Annotated in this window: 16 protein-coding genes, 1 tRNA gene and 1 pseudogene; 7 read left to right on the top strand and 11 right to left on the bottom strand. The window is 61.3% G+C overall.

What is annotated here, in order from left to right:
* Positions 1–15: 15 nt before the first annotated feature.
* Together CS1BSM3_RS21125 and CS1BSM3_RS21120 are read left to right on the top strand one after the other, a co-directional pair.
* Entirely contained in the window at positions 16–768 is a 753-nt protein-coding gene (locus CS1BSM3_RS21125; RefSeq protein ID WP_083528783.1) for an SDR family NAD(P)-dependent oxidoreductase, read from the top strand.
* Between the two features lie 227 nt (positions 769–995).
* Positions 996–1,072: transfer RNA gene (locus tag CS1BSM3_RS21120), tRNA-Arg, on the top strand.
* Positions 1,073–1,396: 324 nt separating this feature from the next.
* Here the strand turns inward: CS1BSM3_RS21120 and CS1BSM3_RS21115 are convergent.
* The 4 genes and pseudogenes from CS1BSM3_RS21115 to CS1BSM3_RS21100 all read right to left on the bottom strand — a co-directional run.
* Positions 1,397–2,740, bottom strand: coding sequence for an FAD/NAD(P)-binding protein (locus CS1BSM3_RS21115; RefSeq protein ID WP_072390513.1), 1,344 nt, complete (start codon positions 2,738–2,740; stop codon positions 1,397–1,399).
* Positions 2,741–2,805: 65 nt separating this feature from the next.
* Entirely contained in the window at positions 2,806–3,708 is a 903-nt protein-coding gene (locus tag CS1BSM3_RS21110; protein WP_072390510.1) for a LysR family transcriptional regulator, read from the bottom strand.
* Positions 3,705–4,784, bottom strand: coding sequence for a YeiH family protein (locus CS1BSM3_RS21105; protein WP_083528781.1), 1,080 nt, complete (start codon positions 4,782–4,784; stop codon positions 3,705–3,707). Before CS1BSM3_RS21105 ends, CS1BSM3_RS21110 begins: the two co-directional genes overlap by 4 nt.
* Before the next feature lie 115 nt (positions 4,785–4,899).
* Positions 4,900–5,934, bottom strand: a pseudogene (locus tag CS1BSM3_RS21100) (aldehyde dehydrogenase family protein); the annotation flags it as partial.
* Positions 5,935–6,340: 406 nt separating this feature from the next.
* Here CS1BSM3_RS21100 and CS1BSM3_RS21095 point away from each other — a divergent pair.
* On the top strand, positions 6,341–7,327 hold the full coding sequence (locus CS1BSM3_RS21095) for an aldo/keto reductase (RefSeq protein WP_072390504.1): 987 nt from the start codon (positions 6,341–6,343) through the stop codon (positions 7,325–7,327).
* A gap of 358 nt (positions 7,328–7,685) precedes the next feature.
* Complete coding sequence (locus tag CS1BSM3_RS21090) at positions 7,686–8,894, top strand: MFS transporter (RefSeq protein WP_072390501.1); 1,209 nt, start codon at positions 7,686–7,688, stop codon at positions 8,892–8,894.
* 242 nt (positions 8,895–9,136) lie between these two features.
* On the opposite strand, the gene CS1BSM3_RS21085 is transcribed toward CS1BSM3_RS21090, so the two are convergent.
* Entirely contained in the window at positions 9,137–11,299 is a 2,163-nt protein-coding gene (locus CS1BSM3_RS21085) for a TonB-dependent receptor (RefSeq protein ID WP_083528780.1), read from the bottom strand.
* Positions 11,300–11,786: 487 nt separating this feature from the next.
* Between CS1BSM3_RS21085 and CS1BSM3_RS21080 the strand changes: the two genes are divergently transcribed.
* Positions 11,787–12,671 (top strand): MurR/RpiR family transcriptional regulator, encoded by an 885-nt coding sequence (locus tag CS1BSM3_RS21080; RefSeq protein ID WP_072390498.1) that lies wholly within the window; start codon positions 11,787–11,789, stop codon positions 12,669–12,671.
* Between the two features lie 283 nt (positions 12,672–12,954).
* Here CS1BSM3_RS21080 and CS1BSM3_RS21075 read toward each other — a convergent pair whose 3' ends face one another.
* A complete protein-coding gene (locus tag CS1BSM3_RS21075) occupies positions 12,955–13,671 on the bottom strand; it encodes a class I SAM-dependent methyltransferase (protein ID WP_143149306.1) in 717 nt (238 codons plus the stop codon).
* Positions 13,672–14,070: 399 nt separating this feature from the next.
* Between CS1BSM3_RS21075 and CS1BSM3_RS21070 the strand changes: the two genes are divergently transcribed.
* Together CS1BSM3_RS21070 and CS1BSM3_RS21065 are read left to right on the top strand one after the other, a co-directional pair.
* Positions 14,071–14,730 carry a response regulator gene (locus CS1BSM3_RS21070; RefSeq protein WP_072390492.1) on the top strand — a complete coding sequence of 220 codons (660 nt, stop codon included), beginning with the start codon at positions 14,071–14,073 and terminating at the stop codon, positions 14,728–14,730.
* On the top strand, positions 14,730–16,076 hold the full coding sequence (locus tag CS1BSM3_RS21065; RefSeq protein WP_072390489.1) for a sensor histidine kinase: 1,347 nt from the start codon (positions 14,730–14,732) through the stop codon (positions 16,074–16,076). The genes CS1BSM3_RS21070 and CS1BSM3_RS21065 overlap by 1 nt, the downstream gene beginning before the upstream one ends.
* 150 nt (positions 16,077–16,226) lie before the next feature.
* On the opposite strand, the gene CS1BSM3_RS21060 is transcribed toward CS1BSM3_RS21065, so the two are convergent.
* From CS1BSM3_RS21060 to CS1BSM3_RS21040, 5 genes are read right to left on the bottom strand one after another with little or no spacing between them, the layout of a single operon-like run.
* A complete protein-coding gene (locus tag CS1BSM3_RS21060) occupies positions 16,227–17,441 on the bottom strand; it encodes an NnrS family protein (RefSeq protein WP_072390486.1) in 1,215 nt (404 codons plus the stop codon).
* A complete protein-coding gene (locus CS1BSM3_RS21055) occupies positions 17,438–18,187 on the bottom strand; it encodes an ABC transporter ATP-binding protein (protein ID WP_072390483.1) in 750 nt (249 codons plus the stop codon). Before CS1BSM3_RS21055 ends, CS1BSM3_RS21060 begins: the two co-directional genes overlap by 4 nt.
* Positions 18,184–19,005, bottom strand: a complete 822-nt coding sequence (locus tag CS1BSM3_RS21050; protein ID WP_083528779.1) for an ABC transporter permease — start codon at positions 19,003–19,005, stop codon at positions 18,184–18,186. The genes CS1BSM3_RS21055 and CS1BSM3_RS21050 overlap by 4 nt, the downstream gene beginning before the upstream one ends.
* On the bottom strand, positions 19,002–20,024 hold the full coding sequence (locus CS1BSM3_RS28715) for an ABC transporter substrate-binding protein (protein ID WP_072394214.1): 1,023 nt from the start codon (positions 20,022–20,024) through the stop codon (positions 19,002–19,004). Before CS1BSM3_RS28715 ends, CS1BSM3_RS21050 begins: the two co-directional genes overlap by 4 nt.
* Positions 20,025–20,051: 27 nt before the next feature.
* Positions 20,052–22,334 carry a TonB-dependent receptor family protein gene (locus CS1BSM3_RS21040; protein ID WP_083528778.1) on the bottom strand — a complete coding sequence of 761 codons (2,283 nt, stop codon included), beginning with the start codon at positions 22,332–22,334 and terminating at the stop codon, positions 20,052–20,054.
* Positions 22,335–22,507 lie beyond the last annotated feature (173 nt).

Here is a 22,507-nt window from a genome sequence, read left to right as displayed (position 1 = left end):
AGGGAGAGACGCAGGATGAATATTTCACTCAAGGGCAAGCGGGCGGTCGTCGCCGGTGGCAGCCGCGGTATCGGCCGCTCGATTGCGCTGGCTTTCGCTGCAGCCGGCGCGAATGTGTCGATCTGCGCACGCGGTGCGGACGGGCTGAAGGCCGCAGCCGCCGATATCGGCAAGCACGGTGTCCAGGTGCATTGGGGCGCCTGCGATCTCGGCAATGCCGCCGCGATCGCAAGCTATGTCGAGAACGCAGCGACGACCCTTGGCGGCATCGACATCCTGGTGAACAATGCGTCCGGCTTCGGTGCCACCGACGACGAGGCCGGATGGGCGGCGAGCCTCAACATCGACGTGCTCGCGACCGTGCGCGCCTCGCACGCGGCGATCCCGCACATCGAGAAGGCCGGCGGCGGTGCCATCGTCAACATCTCCTCGATCTCCGGCTACCGCGCGAGCGCACGCTCCGCGCCCTATGCGGCGGTCAAGGCGGCCGTCATCAACTACACGCAGTCACAGGCGGTCATGCTCTCTGGGAAGCGCATCCGCGTGAATGCGATCGCGCCGGGCTCCATCGAGTTTCCGGGCGGCGTTTGGGACAAGCGCAAGACCGATAATCCGCCGCTCTACCAGGCCACGCTCAAGTCCATTCCCTGGGGCCGCTTCGGGGCGCCCGAGGAGATCGCGAGCGTTGCGCTTTTCCTCGTCAGCGACATGGCGAGCTGGGTGACCGGACAGACGATCACCGCCGACGGCGGTCAGTTCCTGGCCTGAGTCGACTGGTCGCAGCGTGGCGTGCGGCGGCGCCCGGTCGCCGCGCTGCCCTGCGGCGCGCCGTGGCCGTTGAATCCCTTCAATTTCTCAGGTTCCGACAATAGATGACGTGCCCTCGATACATGGCTTGCACTTCCCGGCATGACCGTCTAAAAGGGCGAGCCTTGACGACGGACTGACCGTCCGCGTCGGCACTTCAGCGCCCAGGCAACAGCCCCGGGCGCCCCGCGCGGGTAGCTCAGTTGGATAGAGCACCAGACTACGAATCTGGGGGTCGTGGGTTCGAATCCTTCCCCGCGCGCCAATAAAATCAATCACTTAATTTGCTCGGCGCCTTCTGATATCTCGGCTTTGGCCCACAATTGGTCTGCCGGGGCGCGCGACACCGATGCCGTCTGAGCGTGAAGCAGCCGCGGCGCTTCGTTGAGGTCGCATGTTACGAATCCAATCCATCAGTCTACGCCAATACATTCAGCGACCTCACAGCGTGGACTTCTCGGCGGCCATTCTGATGGGAAGGGCGATCTAACGGATCGATGTGCGACGGCGGACGGTGGTCGGCACATGGAATTGTGATCGCGCTCTGACATTTGCTGGTCCGAGGCCGTTTCGGCCTCGCCCCGCTTCGTCAGGACAAGATATCGGCTGCTATGCCTGCCGCAATGCCGCCGATCGTGTTCACCGTTGCGAGATCGCCGTGATTGGCCCGGGCAAAGAATCCGAGCGCATAGATCTTTCTGAAGACGGCCTTGTTTGCCCCAATGACGCGTCCGTCGTCGTCGACCGCCAAACCCTCCCAAGCTGCGATCGTGGGGCTGATGCCGGTTGCCGAGAGCAGATCACCGATCGATGCAGGCGCCGTGCGATATGAGGTATCGAAGCCCGACGCATTGACGACGACATCGGCGGAAACGACTTGCACACCACTGGCAGCCTCGATCCTCACGCCTCCGGGAACCACGCCAAGGACCCTCGCGCGCATGTGGTTGAAGCGACCTGAAGCGGCGAGGGCCTCAATCCGCCGGTGGGCGGCCGGTGGCATCCGATAACGGTGGATCTCCCAGAATGATCGGACGTGCCGATGCAGCCGCGAGCGCTCGCGCTTCGGCAAGGCGCGCCACAGGTGGCGCATGTTGACTCGGATGAAATCGACGCAAGGCCGCCAGTCGGCGCATTGTTCCTGCGATTCCTCTGACCAGCGACGTGCGGTGGCAACCAGCTCACGTGCGGTCATTGGCGCTCGGAGGCCATCAGCGGGAACGAACTCGGGCCGATAGCCGACGGTCACGTGAGGGCGACGCCCGTTGCGTGAAATGCACGTGATCGGTCCGCGATGCCCCATGGCCTCGAGGGAAGCCACGACATCGGCCATAGTCAGCGCGCCGCCAACGATGACGACACTGGCATCCCTGCTGACGACGTGAGGATCGAAGCCCCAGGCGGATTGCGCAACATGCGGATCGCCGCTGCCGATGGGCTCAAGAACGCGCAGCGGCGGCGTGGGACTGTTCCCGATGGCGAGGATGAGCTTGTCGTAGCTGCTTCGCCCGCTCTCGGACGTGATGGTCAGCGCGTCGCCGGCGAGCGAGATTGCTTGGGCGATTTCACGCCGGTGCTCGACCAGCGTGGCTGGATTGTTGCGCATTTCGGTTGAGAGCACTTCACCCACGTACGTCCCGAACCACGCGCGAGGAAAGAAGTAGGCGCCATCCTCTTCGCGATATGAAGCCGCATCCGAATAGCGCTCGAGCGCCCAATCGGTGAAATACCCCTCGTCACCAGGCGTCAGCGCGATCGTGTGTGCGGCAACGTTGAGCAGATGGTGGTCGGGACCGCGAGCGTAGGCAATCCCACGCCCTAGATCCTCGTCTGGTTCATAGATCGTGATGGCGGCGCCAAGAGGCAGTGCTTTCAGCAGTGATACGGCGACGGCTGCACCGGCATAGCCGCCCCCTACAATCGCAATGCGCATCGAGCCACTGCTCCCATTTCCGCGACAAATGAGCTTGAGCGCACACGGGAGAGTGTGCGATAGAGTCATGCGGATATATCGCAATCAGACTCTGCAGTGGCAAGCTTTTGAAAAGCAGCGGAGGCCTGCGTCAGATAGCGCTCCCTGTGGCGAAGAAGCGAAAATCGCCGCGTAGGCAAATCGACATCGATGGCAATCAGGGAGCCGGCCTCTAGGGCGCGGCGGACGACGAGCGAGGACAGGATCGTGACGCCTGCACCGGCTTCTACGGCCGAGCAGATTGCTTCGTTCGAAGGAAGCTCAAGTGCGCCGCTGAGGTTCTCGCTTCCGAGACCGAGAGCCTGCAGCCCGGCTTCGTGTGCTGTGCGAGTGCCAGAGCCGCGTTCACGACAAACCCACTGAGCCATCGAGAAGTCGATCGTGGAGGTAGGCGCCTTCTGCGCCCAGGGATGGCAACTCGATGCAACGAGCTTCAGGCGGTCGACAGCAACAGTCTGAATGACGAAAGCTGGATCTTCGATCCCACCTTCAATGAAGCCGAGCTCGGCCGCGCCATCATGTACCGCGGTCGCGACGGTCTCCGTATTGCCGAGTGACAATCTGAGCGCAATACCCGGGTACGTCGCTTGAAATCGGTCGATAAGGGCCGGCAGCCAATAATTGCCGACAGTCTGGCTGGATGAGATCCTCAGGGACCCTCGGGCCAAACCAGCGAGATCCGCCAGTACTGTTTCGGCCACGACTGCTCGCGCCAGGACAGCTTTGGCTTCGACGAGAAACAACCGTCCCGCCTCGGTCAAGGCGATCCTACGGCCAACTCGGTCGAACAGCTTCATCGCGTATCTTGTCTCCAGCGCCGCCACGGCGGAACTCGTTGCCGACTGCGTGAGATTGAGGTGGCGGGAGGCGCGTGTCACATGCTCGAATTCGGCGACCGCGACGAAGATGCGAAGTTGCTCGAGTGTCATGGATAGAGTGTTACACCAAGGCTCAAGATGAGTGTCAGGCTGAAGATCGCGATGAAAATGGATGCAGATAGTCCGAGGACGAGAGGGCGAACACCTCTGTCGCGTAGCCGTCCGATATTTGTCTGCAGTCCCATCGCGGCGAGGGCCATGGTGAGCATGAAGTCCGAGATCCTCGAGGCGCCGGCACTGAGCCATTGAGGGATGTCGAAGATGCTGTTGGCGAATACCAGCGCAAGGAAAGCGAAGACGAACCAGGGCATCGGCGGAGCGGATCGACCGAGGCGGTCCTCGTTCCCGCCTTTGCGCGACGCGGCTATTCCGATTGTGACGAGCAGCGGAGCGAGAAGCAATACACGCGCCAGCTTAGCTACTGTGCCAAACTCGCCGGCCTCGGGGCCACCTTGGAATGCGGCGGCGACAACTTGCGCGACTTCGTGGATGGATGCGCCTGCCCAGAGCCCATAAGCGGGGGACTCCATGCCGATTGCCCAAGCAATAGGCGGGTAGACGAACATGGCGATCGAGCCAAACAGCGTAACGCTCGCCAAAGCGTAGGCGACGTCCTCGCCGCGGGCTCGCGTTAGCGTGTTGGTGGCGATGATCGCCGATGCCCCGCAGATTGCGGTGCCAGCTGCAATGAGTTCGCTCAGGCCTCGATCGACACGCAGAACGCGCCCTAGCCAGACCGTGAATATGAAGCTGGCGATAGACGTCAGCATGATAATGCTGAGCGCAGTCGGTCCGGCCGATATGACTTGGTCCACGGTTAGCCGCAGCCCAAGTAGGATGATGGCCGTGCGCAGGAGCCGGCGAAGCACAAAGTCGATCCCGGGCCGGCTTTTGGTTGCAAGCCCGCATCTCGCATTGATGCCCATGCCAATGATAACGGCGAAGAGCATTGAGCTTAATACAGAAAGGCCGGGTAACCCGCTGAGTATCGAGGCTGCCGCGGCAATTGATGTGGTTAGCAGCAGCCCCGGTGCAATGCTGCTGCAAAATCCACGAGTACTTGCTTCGGACGAAATCGCGCGGGTCGCGATATCCGTTGAGGTGGGGCCTTCTGCCTGCGTGTCCATTTCCGAGCTCCTGTTGGCCGGAAATGGATGGTGCTTTCACCCAGTATGATCCAACGCATTGTGTGGATCGATCCAATCGACAGAACCGATCAATGGCGCAGTCTCCCTGATGGCATCAGGCGACCTTTCCGAGGTGAAGCCACACCGCCTTCTGCTCAGTGTAGTTATCGAGCGCCGTCCGACCGAGATCGCGACCGACACCGGAGTCGCCTCCAAAGCCCCCCCACGGCAGGCGTGTATCGGTCGGACCAAACGTGTTGATCCATACGGTGCCAGCGCGAAGGGCCTGGGCGGTACGGTGGGCGCGCGTCACGTCGCGCGTCCAGAGGCCAGCAGCCAACGAGTATCGGCTGGTGTTCGCGATGCGAATTGCTTCAGCATCGTCCTTGAATGGAATGACCGTTGCTACGGGACCGAATATTTCCTCCTGCGCCACGCTCATGTCATTTGTGGCGCTCGCAAGGACCGTCGGCTGAACGAAGTAGCCTTGCTCGCCATGCACCTCGCCGCCGCACGCAACCCGTACGCCCTCCTCGAGGCCGCGTGTGACGTGTCGGATCACACGCTCCTGCTGGACGGCGGAGATCAGCGGGCCCATGGTAGTATCGGGATCGAAAGGGTTTCCTAGCTTCAGTCTCCGCGCGCGGTCCACGAGCCGTTCGACTAGTGCACCGTGCGCACTTTCTTGAACCAGAATGCGGGACCCAGCGGAGCAGACTTGCCCGGCATTGAAGAAGATGCCCGAGCCGGATGCGTGAGCCGCGGCATCGAGATCGGCGTCCGCGAAGATGATGTTCGCCGATTTGCCACCGAGTTCCAGCGTTACCCGTTTGCACTGCTGAGCAGCCGTCGCCATGATGTGCTTGCCGACTTGCGGCGAGCCCGTGAACGAGATCTTGTCGACGCCTGGATGCTCGATAAGGCTCTGTCCGGCCACATTGCCGAGCCCCGGCACGATGTTGAGGACGCCGGGCGGCAAGCCTGCAGCGAGTGCAAGTTCACCGAGCCGCAAGGCAGAGAGTGGTGTGAGTTCTGCAGGCTTGAGGACGACCGTGCAGCCACATGCGAGCGCTGGTGCGATCTTCCATACCGCATTCATGAGCGGGAAGTTCCAGGGAACGATCGCGGCGACAACGCCGACTGGTTGGCGCGTCACATAAGCCTAGCATCGAGTGCAATCGCATCCATCGCTTCCTCCGTGGTGGTTGGCCGATCTGTATCCTCACGGATATATCGATCGGCAGATTGCGGGCCTCTAGGGACCCGAAGCCGGAAGGCACTATCAGGCCGATGCAGATGCAGCGTCTTCGCTGTGCACCTGCGAGAGCCTTACAAGCTCGAGCGCGGCAAGAAATGAGCTGATGCCGCTGCTATGGAGCGGCGCGGTCATGCCCCGATGGCCAAAGTTAGGGCCGGCGCGGGACTGGCAAAACGATGCTCCAAGGGTACTTCCCACGATATATCCATATGGATATAACGAGGGTGACAGATCAAATACCGACTGACAAGAGGTAAGTCCGGGCGCTCTGCTCGAGACTTCCCAGGGGGAGATGACCATGGAGTACGTAAGATTGGGCACGACGGGCATGAAGGTGTCCCGTATCTGCCTCGGCTGCATGACCTTTGGGGATGCCGCGCGTGGAACGCACGCGTGGACCATCGATGAGGAAGCCAGTCGCCCTCTGATCCAGCAGGCGCTTGAGCTTGGCATCAATTTCCTGGATACGGCCAACGTCTATTCCGATGGCACGTCGGAGGAGATCGTAGGGCGCGCCATCCGAGACTTTGCGCGGCGCGACGAGGTCATCCTGGCAACCAAGGTGTTCAATCGTATGCGCCCAGGCCCCAATGGTATGGGGCTGTCGCGCAAGGCCATATTTTCGGAGATCGACAACAGCCTGCGCCGGCTCGGCACGGATTACGTCGATCTCTACGTCATTCATCGATGGGACTACGCAACTCCGATTGAGGAAACGCTCGAGGCCCTACATGAGGTCGTGAAGGCTGGCAAAGCGCGCTACATCGGCGCCTCATCCATGCACGCGTGGCAATTCTCGAAGGCGCTTTATACCTCGCAGTTGAATGGATGGACGCGCTTCGTCTCCATGCAGAACCATCTGAATCTTCTCTACCGCGAAGAGGAGCGGGAGATGATGCCGCTTTGTGCCGATCAAGGCATTGCCGTGACACCGTGGAGCCCCCTCGCTCGCGGACGGTTGTCGCGTGCATGGGGTGAGAGCAGTCAGCGCTTGGAAACTGATGAATCCGGAAAGCGCTTCTATTCGAACGCGCTCATTCAAGATGAGAAGATTGTGGATGCTGTTGGGGCTATCGCAAAGGCACGCGGCGTTTCCCGCGCGCAGGTTGCTCTTGCCTGGCTTGTGCAGAAGAAGGGCGTGACAGCACCGATCATCGGCGCGTCTAAGGCGCAACATCTCGCCGACGCCGTCGCAGCCGCATCGCTCGGCCTGACAGCAGAGGACATGAAAGCGCTCGAAGCTCCATACGTGCCGCACGCTGTCTCAGGTTTTCAGATAGCGTGAAGCCGTCGGTCGCGAATGCATCCGCCGAGCATGGGATCGCAGCCACTGCAAACGCGCGCGCCGCGGGGAAAGCCAAAGCGACAAACGCGGTTGAGCAGTCCCTTGCCCTCGCGCCCGGGCACGTTCCCTAGGAACTGCAAGTCTATGATATCTGCATTGCAGGAGGCGGGACCCGCAATCATTCGCGAGCGCTTGCGTGAGATTGGCCTCAATGCGAGACAGGGCGGCGCTGGATCATTCGGCCTCCGACCAGAGCAACTGCCGAGGCCACCATCCTGCCCGCAAACTTTTGGTCAATCGCTCCAACGACCGGCCGGACGGCACCGATAATCAAAACAAGTTGGCCTGAGAGAGACCCATGAACTTCGAGCGTTCCGTGTCCTCAGCTCAAGGGGCTCACATCCCGCTGCTGCTGATCCTCAGCGCCACGCACTTTCTAAACGATATGATGCAATCGCTCATTCCGGCGGTTTATCCAATCATCAAGCAGGCCTATGCGCTCGACTATGGGCAGATCGGCCTCATCACCCTGACGTTTCAGGTTACGGCGTCACTGCTCCAGCCGGCAGTCGGCTACGTCACCGATCGCCGTCCCATGCCTTATTCAACCGTCGTTGGGATGTTGTTCACGCTTTGCGGTCTGATCGGCCTCGCCTTCGCGAGCAGCTACCCCTTGCTGCTTCTTGCTGCGGCGAGTGTCGGGCTTGGTTCCTCTATCTTCCATCCGGAGGCGACACGCATGGCGCGCAATGCCTCGGGCGGGCGCCAAGGTCTCGCGCAAGGCATCTTCCAGGTCGGTGGTCAGTCCGGTAGCGCCGTCGGTCCGCTCCTGGCGGCCTTCATCATCGTGCCGCGCGGACAATCAAGCCTCTCGTGGTTCGCAGTTGCCGCGCTGATCGCAATCATTCTGATGGTGTGGTCGGCGGGCCGGCACACAGCAGTCCGGCGCCGTGCCGAGCAGAGCAAAGCTCGGTCCAACACCGTACAACCGTCTCCCCACTCACCTGCTGTAGTGGCATTGGCGCTGACCATATTGATCGTCCTCTTGTTTTCGAAGAACGCCTACACCGCTAGCTTTACGTCGTTCTACACATTCTATCTCATGGGCCAGTTCAACGTTTCCCTGCAGTCCTCGCAGATGATGTTGTTCTTGTTCCTGGCGTCGTCGGCGGCTGGCGTGCTCGTCGGAGGCATCATAGGTGACAGGATCGGCCGCCAGCGCATCATCTGGTTCTCGATCCTCGGTGCATTGCCGTTCACGCTTATGCTGCCTTACGCCAATCTCTTCTGGACGGGTGTCCTCACGGTCATAATCAATCTCATCATGGCGAGCGCATTCGCATCCATACTGATTTTCGCCATGGAGCTACTGCCTCATCGCGTCGGTATGATCGGCGGACTGTTCTATGGCCTTACGTTCGGCCTTGGCGGTGTAGCCGCTGCAATGCTCGGCCAGCTCGCCGACAGCATAGGCATCGATCGCGTCTATCAGCTTTGCTCGTTCATTCCGATTGTGGGGCTTTTGGCGGTCTTTTTGCCCCCACTGCACTCAGAATGGCGGGGATAGCTGCGCGAGCCAGAGCGGAAAGAGCAGCAGAGGCGTCTTGTCGAGATTGGTCTGGCCAACGGAGCAAGAGCAGCAGGAGCCCAAGTGACCCGCGCGAGGGGAAGTCGCGTGGCAGATAGGCCTTCAACGCCGTCGTCAGCTGCTGAGATAAGCTAAGCCGCATTGGACAGCCGACAAAACGGTTCCCTGCAGGTATTGCCTGCAGGGAACCCGGCCGTCTCGCAGCAATAATAGGCACCCACCTAGAAGCTAGACGTCAAAGTGAAGCGCGCAGCCCGTGGCGAGCCCGGCATGATATTGGTGTTGCTGTGGGCCGTCGGGAAGTATTTTTCGTCGAAGAGATTTTCGACATAGACCTGCCCGCGCAGTTTATCGGTGAACTTGAAGTACAAGGCTGCATCGACGCGGGTGAAGTCGGGAAGGACCACCACGTTGTCCACGCCCGCATACATGTCGGTTTGATGGATGATGCCGACACCGGCGGCAAATGAGGGTGTGAACTGGTACTTGTTCCAGAGTGCGAATGTGTTCTTTGGAACGAGTGCGAGCCGATTGCCGGCTGGGGTCGTGTCGGACCTGACGACTACAGCATCCTGGTAGCCATAGCCGCCGACGACTTGCCACTTGTCGGTAACCTGTCCGGTCAACGTGAGCTCGAAGCCTTCCGTCTCCGTTTCGCCAGCCTGTATGATCTGTCCCGGATTGTTCGGGTCGTTCATGCGCGTGTTGGTGCGGTTCAGCTTGTACGCTGCCGCTGTCAGCGACAGGCCGGGCTGGATGTCCCACTTGGCACCGATTTCGTAGTTGGTGAACTTCTCGGGGTCCAAGGTGACTGTCGTGCCGTCCAGTATCGCGAATTGATCTCCGGAGTACGGCAGATACGACACGCTGTAGCTCGCGTAGAGGGACAGGGCGCTGAACGGCTTGAACACGACGCCGATACGCGGCGAAACCAAGTCGTCGTCACGTTCGCGTTCGCGTATGGTGGCTGTCGGGCGCTTGTCGAAGGAATCGACGCTCACGTGGTCATACCGAACACCGCCGATGATCTGGAAGTGCTTGCCGAGGTCGATCTGATCCTGCAGGTAGATCGCGGCGACGTCGACGGTCGACTTGCTGTTGGCATCGTTATTTGTTGGAGCGAAGACTACCGGCGTCCGGGAGACCGGATTCCAGTAAGGCACGGTATTTGAGCCTAGGAAGGTGCCGGTCTCGCGGTAGTTATCGGTCCTTTGCCGGCTCAACTCGGCACCGACCAGAACCGTGTGCTTCATCCAGCCGAAATCGAACGCGTAGCTGATGTCAGTCTGATTGAAGATGCTCGTGCGATCCGTCTGGTTGTTGTAGGCGCCCAGCGTGACGTCCGTGAGCGCCGGGTTGACGCCAGTCGGATAGACGTTCTGGTAGAACTTGTCGTAGCTGGCGAAGAGGGTCTGGTTGCTGATCTTTACGCCCGCGTCCGTCCAATGCTGCAGGTGGCTACGCAAAATGTGCGCCTCCACCCCATAGTAGCTCTCATCTGGGTTTCCGAAGAACTGCGAGCGTGATGTGGGTACGGGCTTCCCAAGCGCAGGCGGTATCCGATAGGACGGTATGCCGCGATCGGTCGTGCCGTCGTCCTTGAAGAACTCATAGGAAACGACGTACCTCGTCTGTGCGTCGGGCGCGAATGTGATTGTGGGATTGAACCCATACCGCTTTCTCTCGAAGTAATCGCGATAGGATTCTGAGTCTTCGATCAAGCCGTTGATCCGCACGGACCACCTGTCGTTGATCGGCTGATTGACGTCGACGGTAGCGCGGCGCTCGCCGAAAGTTCCGAGCGTAGCCGAGACTTCCGTCAAGGGCGTCCACCCGGCTTCCTTGGACACGCGATTGATGACGCCGCCGCCACCGCCGCGACCGAAGATCATGGCGTTGGGACCACGCAGCACCTCGACGCGATCGATGTTGTAGAAATCGCGATAGTACTGCACGTCGTCGCGGATGCCATTCAGGAAGAAATCAGCCGTGGATGACTGTCCGCGAATGATGGGCGCGTCACGATGGCCTTCACCCTGGGCGATGGTGATGCCTGGAATGTAGCGCACAACGTCGGCTAGCGATTGCGCACTTTGATCCTCGATTTGCTGCTTCGTGACGACGGAGATCGCCTGGGGCACGTCTATAAGCGGCGTGTTGGTCTTCGTCGCCGTAGAGGTCCGAGTGGCTTGATAGCCGGTAACTCCGCCCGGATTGGTCGCTTGTACTGCTGGTGGCGGCGTTGGTTCCGGGGCCGGCGCTGTCTGCTTGGCCTGGACCGGAGGACGTTGCTTTGCTTTGGCCGATGGCTGCTTTTTCTTAGCCGCGGGTGCCTCAACGCTCAGCGAAGGGAGCGTCGTTGGCGGCTGCTGCGCTTGAGCCATTCTTGCGCTCTGCAGGCCAAGCACGCTGCAGCCTGCAATCAAGGTAATCCTTAGTGAAACGCCAGTCACACTTCTACGTCCCCTTGCGCTAGGGGAGCCGACTTCCAGCCCAGCCATGATGTCTCCTGTCGGAACAGTGCTTGCGCCGGCACGTCGGTGTCGGCGGATTTAGGACAGGGTTGGCTGGCTTGCTGGCTGGCGTTCGGTCGGCTGGCTTGCTGGCTTGCTACCCGCAGGCACGGTCTGTTTCATGACTGTAGCAGTAAACAAAAAGACGAGAGCGCGTAGCGCTCGGGCAGCCGGAGTTGCAATCTGGACACATGGCCCAAAGCGACCGCGCCGCACAAGCGATAGTCTCCATCGCTCCGATAAGCATCCGGTCGGCAGAAGCGGCGCACGCCAACGATATTGGGAATTGTATACTCCCGGTGTAGTGATTACTACAATGCCGAGTGCTTTTGGAAACACTGCGATGCTGGGCGTATAGATGGCAAGAATCGCCGCAACAGAAGATCGATTGACCGCGCGACTGAAGAACCGGCTCGCTTCGCTGAGCCCGGCGCTTAGGCGTGTCGCAGTCCACATCGATGGTAACCGTCTCGACGCGATGACAAAGCCGGCGACTGAGCTTGCTCTCGCTCTCGGTATCTCAGATGCAACGGTTATACGTGCCGTGAAAGCACTAGGTTATTCCGGCTTGCCCGAGCTCAAGCGTGAGTTGGCGGCGTCCTTTGGAAAGGGCGCGAGCCCGGCCGACAATATGCAACGCACCCTGTCGTTGGTCGAAGGTGACGTCGAGCAGACGATCGACTTCGTCCTTAGTGCGCAGCAGAGCGGGATCAGCCAACTGGCCGCTGAAGGCGTGAGAGCCAGGATTTCGAGCGCAGTGAGATTGCTGGAAGGCTCTCCAAGGATTGCTGTATTCGGCGTTGGGCCGACAGCATTCCTTGCGGAGTACGCGGCTGCGCTGCTGGCCCGGAATGGTAGGCTGTGCCACATCCTACGCTCAACGGGCGGTGCACTGGCCGATCAACTGTTGCATCTCGCGGAGTGCAAAGCACTGCTCATCATGGCGTACGGGCGAGCGTACAAGGAGGCTGCTGTTACAATCGAGGAAGCCCGCAGATTGAAGCTGCCGATTGTTCTTATTAGCGACTCGTTGGACCAACGATTGGCTCGTTACGCCGATGTAACTGTTCCTGCACCGCGAGGCGCAACCGAGCATGTGGCCTTGCATGGCGCCACCGTAGCCTGCTTGGAAGCTCTGATCGTAGGAATTGCGGCTGCAGATCAGGCCAATGCGTTAGCGACATTGGAGAAGCTGAACGAGTTGCGTAAGGCTATCGCGCCAGCTTCCACGCGTGCGTTCTAGGGCTCACGTGGAAGTCGAGGACGCTCATGCCCTCATGAAGAATTGGCTATACTGCTACATGCTGTCGGCCTTGGCTGTTGAGCAGCCAGCCAGCCAGCAGTCGCCAGCCAGCCAGCCAATCGCCTCCAGCTCAGTCGCACTTTATCGATGAGCCTGCTCCTCCCCGCGCCGGCGGCGGGGCTCTCGACGAACAGGAACCTTGGCGTATGGCCTGTTTCTGCTTGAGCGAGGCTCAATGTGGGCCTTGCCGGCGTGAGCGTCGTCGCATTCAAGACGCCAGGGCTCAGCTTCGTGGTCGTCCCGCCATGTACCACATGCGCGATAGGCCCCACAAAACCGGTTGAACGAGAACGACATCCATCCCGGCTTCTTCGAACTCTCTCGACATCTGCGCCTGCGATATTGAGTTAACGCGCGCGCGATGACGCCCGCTGAGTGCGCCCCGCAGTTTTGTCCGCAACATCGAGGCAGAGAACGAGTTTGAAAAGGAAACGACGATCAGGCCTCGAGTGAGACGACCTAGTTCGCGCAGTACCCTAATCCGGATGCTGGCATCGTCGTAGTGATGAAAAAGTCGATTGCAAATGATCCCATCGAAGCAGTGATCGGGAAATGTCGTCGACGCGATATCCTCGACCCTGAAGTCCATTCGATCGGTCAAGTGAGGAAAGTCGGAGATCATGTTCTCGCGGCAGCGGTCCACCATGTGGACGGAGCAATCGGCGGCTGTCACTCGAAAGCCGGCCCCTAACAGAAATTGCATCACTCTGCCTGTTCCCGAGGGACAATCAAGAATGTGTCCCCCGCTCGGGAACGCGGACAATATCCGCAGCACTGCGCGGCGCTCGAAGCACCCCTTTAGGTCTCGGCGATATCCGGCTGGATATTGAGCTGCCGCCAGCTCAGATCCGAATACCTTTTGTGCGCGCTCAAACGCGGTCGCTCCCGATACAGGCTGCCGCCATGCGCCAGCCGTCTTCCCCATCGATATCTTGGTCAATGGACGCCCCTTCGGTAAGGCGCGCCGATGCCGCCAGCACCAGCTTGCAAACGCGCACGAGCGGCCACTAACAGGCGATGCTGAAAGGTGCCTGAAAGGCCGATCCCCTCGGGACTCTTTCGTCGCTTTTGAGTTGGGAGCTGGGAAGTTGTCAGCTATGTGCGGCCGGAAACACGCTCATCATGGTGATGTGCGGAAGCAGTTTGGGCGTCGCGGCGTCGAGTAGCGCCAGCGTTTTCGGGCCTGATAGGGCGCATGCTTTTGGTAGCGTTTTCTTCTAGGATCAGGCTCTGCGACTGGATCTCGTCGACAGCGTTCGAATAGATACGGCTACCTGCGGAACCTGAAACGCAGCTGAAAGACTGTCCTCATCCCAGCCGCTCTGGGTGAACCGGAACGATGCGAATATTGCTGATTGAAGATGAGATGGCGCTCGGCGAAGCCATCCGCACGCGCCTGTCCCAAGATGCTCATGCGGTCGATTTGATCGGCGATTTTGCAAGTGCCGTAGACGCTGTGCGTTCAACCGCTCATGAGCTTGTTTTGTTGGACCTCAACTTGCCTGGCGGCAGCGGCATGTCGATCTTGACGGCGCTCCGGCGCAGTGGCGACCGTCGCCCTGTTCTTATCATCACAGCGGCAGATCAGCTCAGTGACCGACTTGCCGGCCTCAATGCCGGCGCGGACGACTACATAGTGAAGCCGTTTCACTTGGACGAATTGGCAGCGCGCGTCGAGGCTGTTCACAGGCGCCACGTCGGTGATCCCAGTCCAACGGTGAAGATTGCCAACGTCACGATCGACAAAATCGGGCATCAGCTCTGGCTTGACGGCGTCACCGTGACTATGACGGCTAGGGAATGGGCGCTTCTGATACGACTTGCGGATAGGCCTGGATCTATTGTTAGCAAGGCTCAACTGGAGGACGCTCTCTATCGAGATGGTGCTGAAATCGAAAGCAACACTGTAGAGGTCTATGTAAGTCGACTTCGCCGGAAGTTGGGTCGCGGCACGATTACAACCGTGCGTGGCCTCGGATACCGATTGCGAGATCGCTGATGCAGCCTTGGAGCATCACCCGCGAGCTGCTGCGTAGTTTGCTGATGCTTGTGTCGGCGCTTTGGATATGTGCCACATTGATCGCGACGCTCGTCGTAACCGAAGAGACAAACGAGGTCTACGACAATGCGCTTGAGGGGACCGCTAAGATTCTGGCTACGCTCGTTCCATTGGGCCACTCTCCAATCGATGCGCGAACATCTTTGACGCTTGAGAGCCTGGCGCTATCCGGCGAACGGTCGGAGTATATCTCTTACCAGATTAGGGGAGCCGATGGCGTGGTGCGGGAGCGGTCGAAGAATGCTCCAGCCACCGCCTATCCCGCGCCGCTCATGAATGGCTTCGCCAATGTAGGACCAAATCGGTACTACACCTATGTGCTCGGCGACGGCCAGTCGATACAGGTCGCGGAGGAGCCTCACGAGCGTCGGGAAGCATTGCTCACTCTCCTTGCGAGCTTTCTGCTGCCGCTTCTGGCACTCATTCTTGTTGGCGCTATTGTCGTTTGGCGAACCGTACGGCGTGTCTCGCAACCCATTCGGTTTCTGGCCGAGAATATTGGCCGCCGCAGTGGTCAGGACCTGTCGCCTCTCAATGTTCAGGAGGCGCCAGAAGAGCTGAAGCCCATTGTGCTGGACACGAATCGCTTGCTGCGCCGATTGAAACGCGCCCTTGAAGCGGAGCGCGCATTCTCGGCAAACTGGGCGCACGAGCTGCGCAATCCCGTAGCGGCTGCCCGCGCCCAGGCCGAGCTGGTCGTTGGTGCGCTCGCATCGAGCCCTCATCATGCCCGGGCGGAACTGGTGCTTTCGGCCATGCAGGATCTCAGCGGGCGCATCGAACGGCTCCTGCAGAAGAGTAGAGCGGACGCAGGGCCGGCGGTTGGTGCAGCTCCCTCTGATCTCATATCCGTGGCAGAGCTCGTCATCGATGGCTACTATTACCTCCCCTCCAAAAAGCGCATCGAGTTCGACGACGGTGGTCATATGACCATGCCGGTCGCCATCGAGCAGGACGGTCTTGCCATCGTGCTGCAAAATCTGATCGACAATGCGATTGCTTATAGCAACGAGAGTTCCACAATACGTGTTTGGATTGCAGAAGGCCCAACGATCCACATCGCCAACGACGGCCCCGTAGTTCCAGCAGATGAGCTGATCAATATCCGTTACCGGTTTCAGCGAGGGAGCGGCTCGATGGCGCCTGGATTTGGTCTCGGCCTGTCGATCGTGCAACAGATCTTGCGTCGTAGTGGCGGCTCATTCGAGCTGCGGTCGCCAGCTTCCGGTTGTCGGGATGGCTTTGAGGCAATCGTTAAGCTGCTGTCTCCATCAGAGCAACGCTAGGTTCAAGAGTGGTCTTTTCGAATGCGAGGCTCGCCGGCCATGCTTCCAAGTCGGTTGAGGCGCAGCCTATGACGCTCATCCATGATCACCGCAACGCAGAGCTGAAGAGCGACAATCAGTCCGATGACACCGGCTCCGAAAATCAGGGCCTCAGCAGGCGTGACCACCGATGGAACGCGCGTCGGAGAGTATCGGCCAGTACCCGTAAAGCCAGACCAGAAACGCCGCTGACCAAGCCAGCGTGCTGAGCGTATGCAGGCCGCCAGGAAGATTCAGCCCAAAGTCCGGCAAAACGCGCAGCACAGTCGCGGCCATCAGGAGAACAAAAGCTGCCTTCGCCGGCCACAGGAAGGGAAAGTCGCGACCGGTATGAAATAGCCCTGCAATCGACAGCACGGCGAGGATGCTCATGCCGAGGCCACCCATCAGGGCGATGTGCCAACCGGATGTTTCCGTGAGCGGAGCCCCGAGACGAGCGGCCCCGACCATCAACAGCCCCGCGCCTGCCAGAGCTGCAGCAAAGAACAGGCACAGGATCTCCGCCCTGAAGAACTGCCGGCCGATGAATGCCTCTCCTGCCCGATCCATGAATGCGGCGCCGGCCGCGAGCACGAGGTAGCCGCGCGCTTCCACCGACAAGCCCGCGATGTCACCGGCGAGCGCCAGCAGTATGAGTCCGGCTGCTAGATTCTGACGACCCGGATGCGGGCGATATGGGCTCGTCGCTTCGGTCGGATCGAGGATGCGGTTGGTGACCGGCACCGTGATGCGGGCGAGTGCGAAACTGAGGAAGCCCAGAAAGGCGAAGCTCGTCGCAGCGATGCCGTGTGTGGCACGATCGAGGTTGCCGGTTAGGAACCCGACGCGCGTGGTCGCCTCAGCGGCGAGCAGGACCGAAAGCCAAAGCAGCATCCCAAGCAGATCCCAGGACCTCCGTTGCCAACTCACGCGGGCGACATAGAGAAGAAGACCTGCGATCCAACCGATGTCGCCAGCCGCGCCCAAGGCGCCGACTGCGTCGAAGCCCAGAATTCCGACGCAGCGCCCCAATCCCCATAGGCAGGCCAGTGGGAGAAGGATGCTTTTTTGTGGGCGTCGGGTATCCGTCCACTCGGGCACTGCGGTCGTGATGAAGCCGATCAGCGCTGCGCCATAGGCACCGACCAACATTTCATGCGGGTGCCACAGCGTAGGCGGGACATCGCGCGCAAGCGGCAGATCGAAGCTGTGGGCGAACACCCAGAGGAATGGCCACAGCGCCGCATACAACGCGGCCAGCGGAAAGAAAAGACGCAGGCCCTCGTCCGTAAGGACCGTGAGCAGCGGGGCGTCCTGCGTGGTCGGGATGGCAGGTGGCGTGCTCATGGCAACCGCCGCTCGTCGATATCATTGACGTGGTGGAAGAGGCTGTCCTCGCCGAGATAGCGCATCACGATCTCGAAGATCTGCCGATCTTCCCGCGCGCCCGGCACACCATCGATCACGCGTTCGCCGGCAATACCCTGGCCGCGCCGTTCCATGACGGCGATCCGATGGGCAATGCGTACGGCTTCGAACAGATCGTGCGTCACAAATAGAGCGCCGAAGCGTTCATCCCGGGCCGCGCTGATGACCAGGTCCTGCATACGGCGCTTGAGGGCGACATCGAGCGCGGTAAATGGCTCGTCGAAATAGACGAAGTCCGGCCGGTTTGCGAGCGCGCGCGCAATGGCCACCCGCTGGCGCATGCCGCCGGACAGCTCGATCGGGAACTTGTCGAGGTCTTCGACATCGAGAGACGAACGCGCGGCCGCATCTTCGGCGCGCGCTCGCCGCTCCTTCCTCGAGACGCCGGCGAGTCGCAGCGGATAGGCGATGTTGTCGCGGGCCGTCGCCCACGGCATGAGACGCGGCTCCTGAAAAACCATGCCATGCCGCACATATGTTGCGCTAACGCGGCCGCGCAGCGGCTGAACGATCCCTGCGGCCACGTGGACGAGCGTGCTCTTGCCGCAACCTGACGGTCCGACGAGGGCGACGATCTCTCCTGCCCCGACGGTGAGATCAATGTGATCAAGAACGGTGCGCCCGAGGTACGCGTGCCCGATGCCGGAGAGCTGGAGAGCACTCATCGGCGGACACCCCAGGGGCGCGCCGCCTCGCGCCAACGTTCGAGCTCGCTGTGAAGCGGACGCACGAACCCGTACTCGGCGGCGATCAGTGCCACGACCGAGATCAGGACCCAGGCCATGGCCTCGGATACGTCGAGATTGGAACGAGCGCGGGCCAGTCCGCCGCCGATGCCGCCGGAATTGGACAGGACCTCGGCCATGACCGCGACCTTGAAGGCTGTCCCGAGTGTCAGCACGAGGGCCGGAAACACGTATGCGGCGACATGCCGGACGGCGAGCGTCGAGAAGCGCCGCCATGGTCCGGCCCCGAACGCGCGCGCCATGTCGTCGAGGCCGCGGTCACGGGTCATGATGCCCTCGGCAGCGCCGATGAAAGCGGCCGGCGTGGCGGCGATTGCCACCGTGGTCACGACCATACCGTCCGTCGAGCCGAACCAGATCATCGCGAGCACGATCCAGGCAATCGGTGGGACACCGAGAATGAGCGTCACCAATGGCCGGGCCAGGCGGATCGACGCGGCCGAGTATCCGGCGATGATTCCTGCCGAGATGCCGACCAGTGCGGCAAGTGCAAAGCCTTCGAGCGCGCGTCGGGACGTCACCAGCGCCGTCTGCCAGTTCGCTTCTTGTGTCGCGAGCTGGAGGACCGCCGCGATGGCGGCGATAGGCGAGGGAAGAATGAAAGCGCCATAGGCCTCGTGGCCGATCTGCCAGATGACGCAGAATAGAAATATCGCGGCGAGGCCACTCCACGACGACCACAGGAAGCGTCCGGTGCGGCCGAGGCGCTTCGATACGATAGCAGCAGCACGTGTCACATGTAGAACTCCGCAGCCGGCAGCTTGCCACCGAGCAAGGACGCGTCCGCTTCGGCGATGACGGCGTACATCGCCTCGAGCGAAGGACGCGCATCGCGCGCCGCGTGGCAGACGAGATTGGACCACGGGATGGAGAGACGGAGGATCGGCCATGGCAGATCCAGGGCCGAGGAACCGCCGTAGGCTGCGGAGGTGGGCGACTCGAGGACCGATGCGGTGGCCTTGACGAGCCCGGCCTGCAGGCGCCGAACGATGTCCGGATGCTTGTCGGCGAAGGCCGATGTCACGGCCAGCCCCGCCTGAGGCAGGGAGTGATCTGACTTGGTGATCTCCCGCCAGAGTTTTTGCACGTCCATGACCCGCGTCACGAAATTCAGCGTCAGCGTACCGCGGGCAATAGCGGCGCTTGCTGCGGGCTCGGGCACGACGGCGGCGTCGATGCGGCCCGCGAGAAGAAGCTGCATCGCCTCAATCGGCGTGCCGGTTGTTTCGACGGTAAGATCCGCGCCGGCTTTCATCGTGTTCGCCATCAGCAGGCGGCGGAAGATGAACTCGGGAGTGTCGTTGCGGAAGGGGACGGCGACCTTCTTGCCGCGCAGCGCCGCTATGGTCGTCAGGCTCGCGTCGCGCGCGATGACGTAGAGAAGTCCGTCGGTCATCACGTTGACCAGCCGCACGCCGAGCCCGCGATTGAAGAGGTTGGCTGCAACCTGCGTTGGCACGATGACAACCTGCATCGTGCCCGAGGTCAGGCCGGCGCGCATCTCGTCGGGGTTGCGCCAAGCCTTGAAGGCCAGCTTCTCTGCAATACCCTGAAGGTAGCCTGCCGAAATGGCGTGCGCGAGCGTGATCGACGGACCCGCCGGCGGCCCCCAGAGCGTCAACGCGGGCAGTATCGCTTCTCCGTCCTTCGCTCCGGCGCTGAAAGCAGTGCCGAGCCCGACGAAGGGCATTGCGACCCCACTTGCCAGCAAGCTGCAAACCTGCCGCCGGTTGGGCCTCTTCTTCCTCGTCTTCATCCGCGTACTCTTCTGCATGGCGCCGGATCAGAAGCGCGTTCTGGCTCCGATGATAAAAGCGCGGCCATCACCCGGCAGAAAAGCCGCTTGGTCCGGCCGTGCCTGGTCGACGATCAGGGTCGACGATGCGTAGGTCTTGTCGAAGATGTTGCGCACTTCGCCGTAGATCGAGAGCGTCTCGGATACGGCGTAGGATGCGCGCGTGTTGAGGATCGCAAACGGGTCGGCATACAAGGTGTTGGCGTTGTCGACGGGAGTTTTATCCGGGCGCCAGTTCACCTCGACCTCCGCATAGAGCGCTGGCGTGAATGCGTATCCCAGTGCTGCAACGATCGTGTGGCGAGGGGCTCCGGCGAGACGATTGTCGCCGTGCACGGGATCATCGTCGAAGCGGAATTCCTGGAACGTATAGGCGAGGCGTCCGCTAAGCCGATCAGTGATTTTCGCCGTCACGCCGAGCTCGATGCCGAAATGCGTCGTCTTCTTTGCATTGACGGAACCGAGCGAGACACCAGACTCATCGCGCAAGTTCAGCAGCTCGTTGTCGATCCACGAATAGTAGGCGACGGCATTCCACGCGAAGCGGCTATTCCGGCCTCGCCAGCCGCCTTCGACCGTCGTCGCCGTCTGCGCGTCGAGATCGGGAGTGGCGAAGGCTTGGGCCGGGAACGCCGGGTTCGGCGGCTGCGGCCGGCCCGGTGAGCTGTTGGGCGTGCCGTTAATGGTGGCCAGCAGATCGTCATGCGTTGGCGGCTCGAAGCTGCGGCTGGCCGCGACAAAGAGATTGTTGTGTGCGCTCAGCTCATAGAGCAGGCCGAGACTGGGGCTCCAGCCCGAATATCTGCGCGTATAGCTGGTATCGGTGGCGGCGACAGCGCCAGCCGGCAGGGCCACCGTGGGGTTCGCCGGATTGTAGGCGGCCGTCGGTCGCGTCGCGCCCTGATAGACGTCATCGTTGATGCGCCGCGCATGGGCGTATGAGATGGCCGGAGAGATGGTGACGCGCGTGCCGACCGGTACGTTGAGCCCTGCGTAGAGCGCCAAGGTGCTGGACTCGAGGTCGTTCTCGCCGAACAGCGGGCCTTGTGTGCCGGAGAGGTTCTGATGATAGGTGCGATCAGCCGTGCCCCAGGCGTATTGCGCTGTGAGCTCGAACAGTGGCAACGCGCGCGTCTTGTCCGGCATGTAGGCGTAGCGCGCGACGCCCGTCAGATCGCCGCCGACGGTAGAACGGATGCCACCGGAGATCGGGAAGCGGAACATATCGTCGTTGTAGGTGTAGCCGATCAGGACATCGAACAGATGATCCCCGAAGGTGGCCGTCGTGCGCGAGCCAATGCGGAACTGTTCGGTCTCGCGGCGCGGCCGATCGCGCACGACGTTCGGGCCGGGATTGATGGCGACGCCACCGACGATCACCGGACCGCGATGCACCTGCCGCGGATCCTGCTCCATGGCCTCCTTGGTCAGCGGGCCCGCAACATCGAAGCCGAGCTTGGTATAGCCTAAGAAGAGTCGCGTGGTGATGTTGTCGCTGATGCGGGCACCCGCGTTGAGGCCGATGTTGGTGCGCTCGGATTCGTTGTAGTCGCGGAAGCCATCGCGATGCGATGTGCTGAATTGAACAAGGCCGTCCAGATCACCCTGCCGCGCACCGGCCTGACCGGTTGCCGTGATCTGGCCGAAGCTGCCGCCTTCGATGCCGAAGGCGACACCCGGCGCGCTCGCACCGGTCGGCGAGACGAAATTGATCGCGCCGCCGAGCACGGTCGCGCCCAGGCGGTTGGCTGTGTATCCGCGATAGATCTCGATGAACTCGGCCTGGCGCGGATCAGCAAGGCCGACGACGTACGAGCCGTCCGCGCGGTTGATCGGCAGACCATCCTGGAGAATGAGGATGCCGCGCTCGACAGGGTTCTGTTGCAGTCCCGAACCGCGGATCTGGATGCGCGGCTGATCGTTGCCGCCGAAGAAGCTCTGCACGATCACGCCGGGCACCATGGCCAATGTGTCGGCGATCGTCACGTTCGCCCTTCCGACCAGCTCCGGCGCGCCGATGACTGCCGTGCCGCCCGACAGCGCATCCACGCGGGCGCGCGCGATATCCTCTGCGCTCTCGGGGCGAGCCGGTGTGACGACTGGCGTAGGCGACTGCGGAGTGGTGATGCGCTCTGCCGTCTTTGTTCGGGCCTTGGTCCTTGCTGGGCGCGCCACCTCCTTGGGAGTCTCAACAACGATCGGCGGTAGGGTAACCGGCGCGCCGGGCGCGGCCGACTGCGCCGATGCCGAAAGCGTGTGACCGACCGCCATTGAGAAACTCAAGCCAGTGGCCAACGCCGCCCGTCGCCAGGCTGTAGTGGTCGACTTGCGTGGTACGCTTTCGTTGCCTTCTCCAGCCATAGCAAAGCTCCCCTGCGGGACGCGCATCGCGCCCCGTGTTCTCCCCTCACCGAATATTGTTGATTTCTACAGTATAGTTTCGG

It is taken from the genome of Hyphomicrobium sp. CS1BSMeth3 (genome assembly GCF_900117415.1).
GTDB lineage: Bacteria > Pseudomonadota > Alphaproteobacteria > Rhizobiales > Hyphomicrobiaceae.
The sequence above is the reverse complement of the archived record's forward strand: the minus strand, read 5'-3'. Positions and strand labels throughout refer to the sequence as shown.

What these genes read in the sequence shown, in the direction of transcription:
- CS1BSM3_RS21070 (WP_072390492.1), top strand. Translation starts at nt 14,071, where the DNA reads ATGCGAATATTGCTGATTGAAGATGAGATGGCGCTCGGCGAAGCCATC.
- CS1BSM3_RS21110 (WP_072390510.1), bottom strand. Translation starts at nt 3,708, where the DNA reads ATGACACTCGAGCAACTTCGCATCTTCGTCGCGGTCGCCGAATTCGAG.
- CS1BSM3_RS21095 (WP_072390504.1), top strand. Translation starts at nt 6,341, where the DNA reads ATGGAGTACGTAAGATTGGGCACGACGGGCATGAAGGTGTCCCGTATC.
- CS1BSM3_RS21080 (WP_072390498.1), top strand. Translation starts at nt 11,787, where the DNA reads ATGGCAAGAATCGCCGCAACAGAAGATCGATTGACCGCGCGACTGAAG.
- CS1BSM3_RS21105 (WP_083528781.1), bottom strand. Translation starts at nt 4,784, where the DNA reads ATGGACACGCAGGCAGAAGGCCCCACCTCAACGGATATCGCGACCCGC.
- CS1BSM3_RS21090 (WP_072390501.1), top strand. Translation starts at nt 7,686, where the DNA reads ATGAACTTCGAGCGTTCCGTGTCCTCAGCTCAAGGGGCTCACATCCCG.
- CS1BSM3_RS21055 (WP_072390483.1), bottom strand. Translation starts at nt 18,187, where the DNA reads ATGAGTGCTCTCCAGCTCTCCGGCATCGGGCACGCGTACCTCGGGCGC.
- CS1BSM3_RS28715 (WP_072394214.1), bottom strand. Translation starts at nt 20,024, where the DNA reads ATGAAGACGAGGAAGAAGAGGCCCAACCGGCGGCAGGTTTGCAGCTTG.
- CS1BSM3_RS21115 (WP_072390513.1), bottom strand. Translation starts at nt 2,740, where the DNA reads ATGCGCATTGCGATTGTAGGGGGCGGCTATGCCGGTGCAGCCGTCGCC.
- CS1BSM3_RS21085 (WP_083528780.1), bottom strand. Translation starts at nt 11,299, where the DNA reads ATGGCTCAAGCGCAGCAGCCGCCAACGACGCTCCCTTCGCTGAGCGTT.
- CS1BSM3_RS21040 (WP_083528778.1), bottom strand. Translation starts at nt 22,334, where the DNA reads ATGGCGGTCGGTCACACGCTTTCGGCATCGGCGCAGTCGGCCGCGCCC.
- CS1BSM3_RS21125 (WP_083528783.1), top strand. Translation starts at nt 16, where the DNA reads ATGAATATTTCACTCAAGGGCAAGCGGGCGGTCGTCGCCGGTGGCAGC.
- CS1BSM3_RS21060 (WP_072390486.1), bottom strand. Translation starts at nt 17,441, where the DNA reads ATGAGCACGCCACCTGCCATCCCGACCACGCAGGACGCCCCGCTGCTC.
- CS1BSM3_RS21065 (WP_072390489.1), top strand. Translation starts at nt 14,730, where the DNA reads ATGCAGCCTTGGAGCATCACCCGCGAGCTGCTGCGTAGTTTGCTGATG.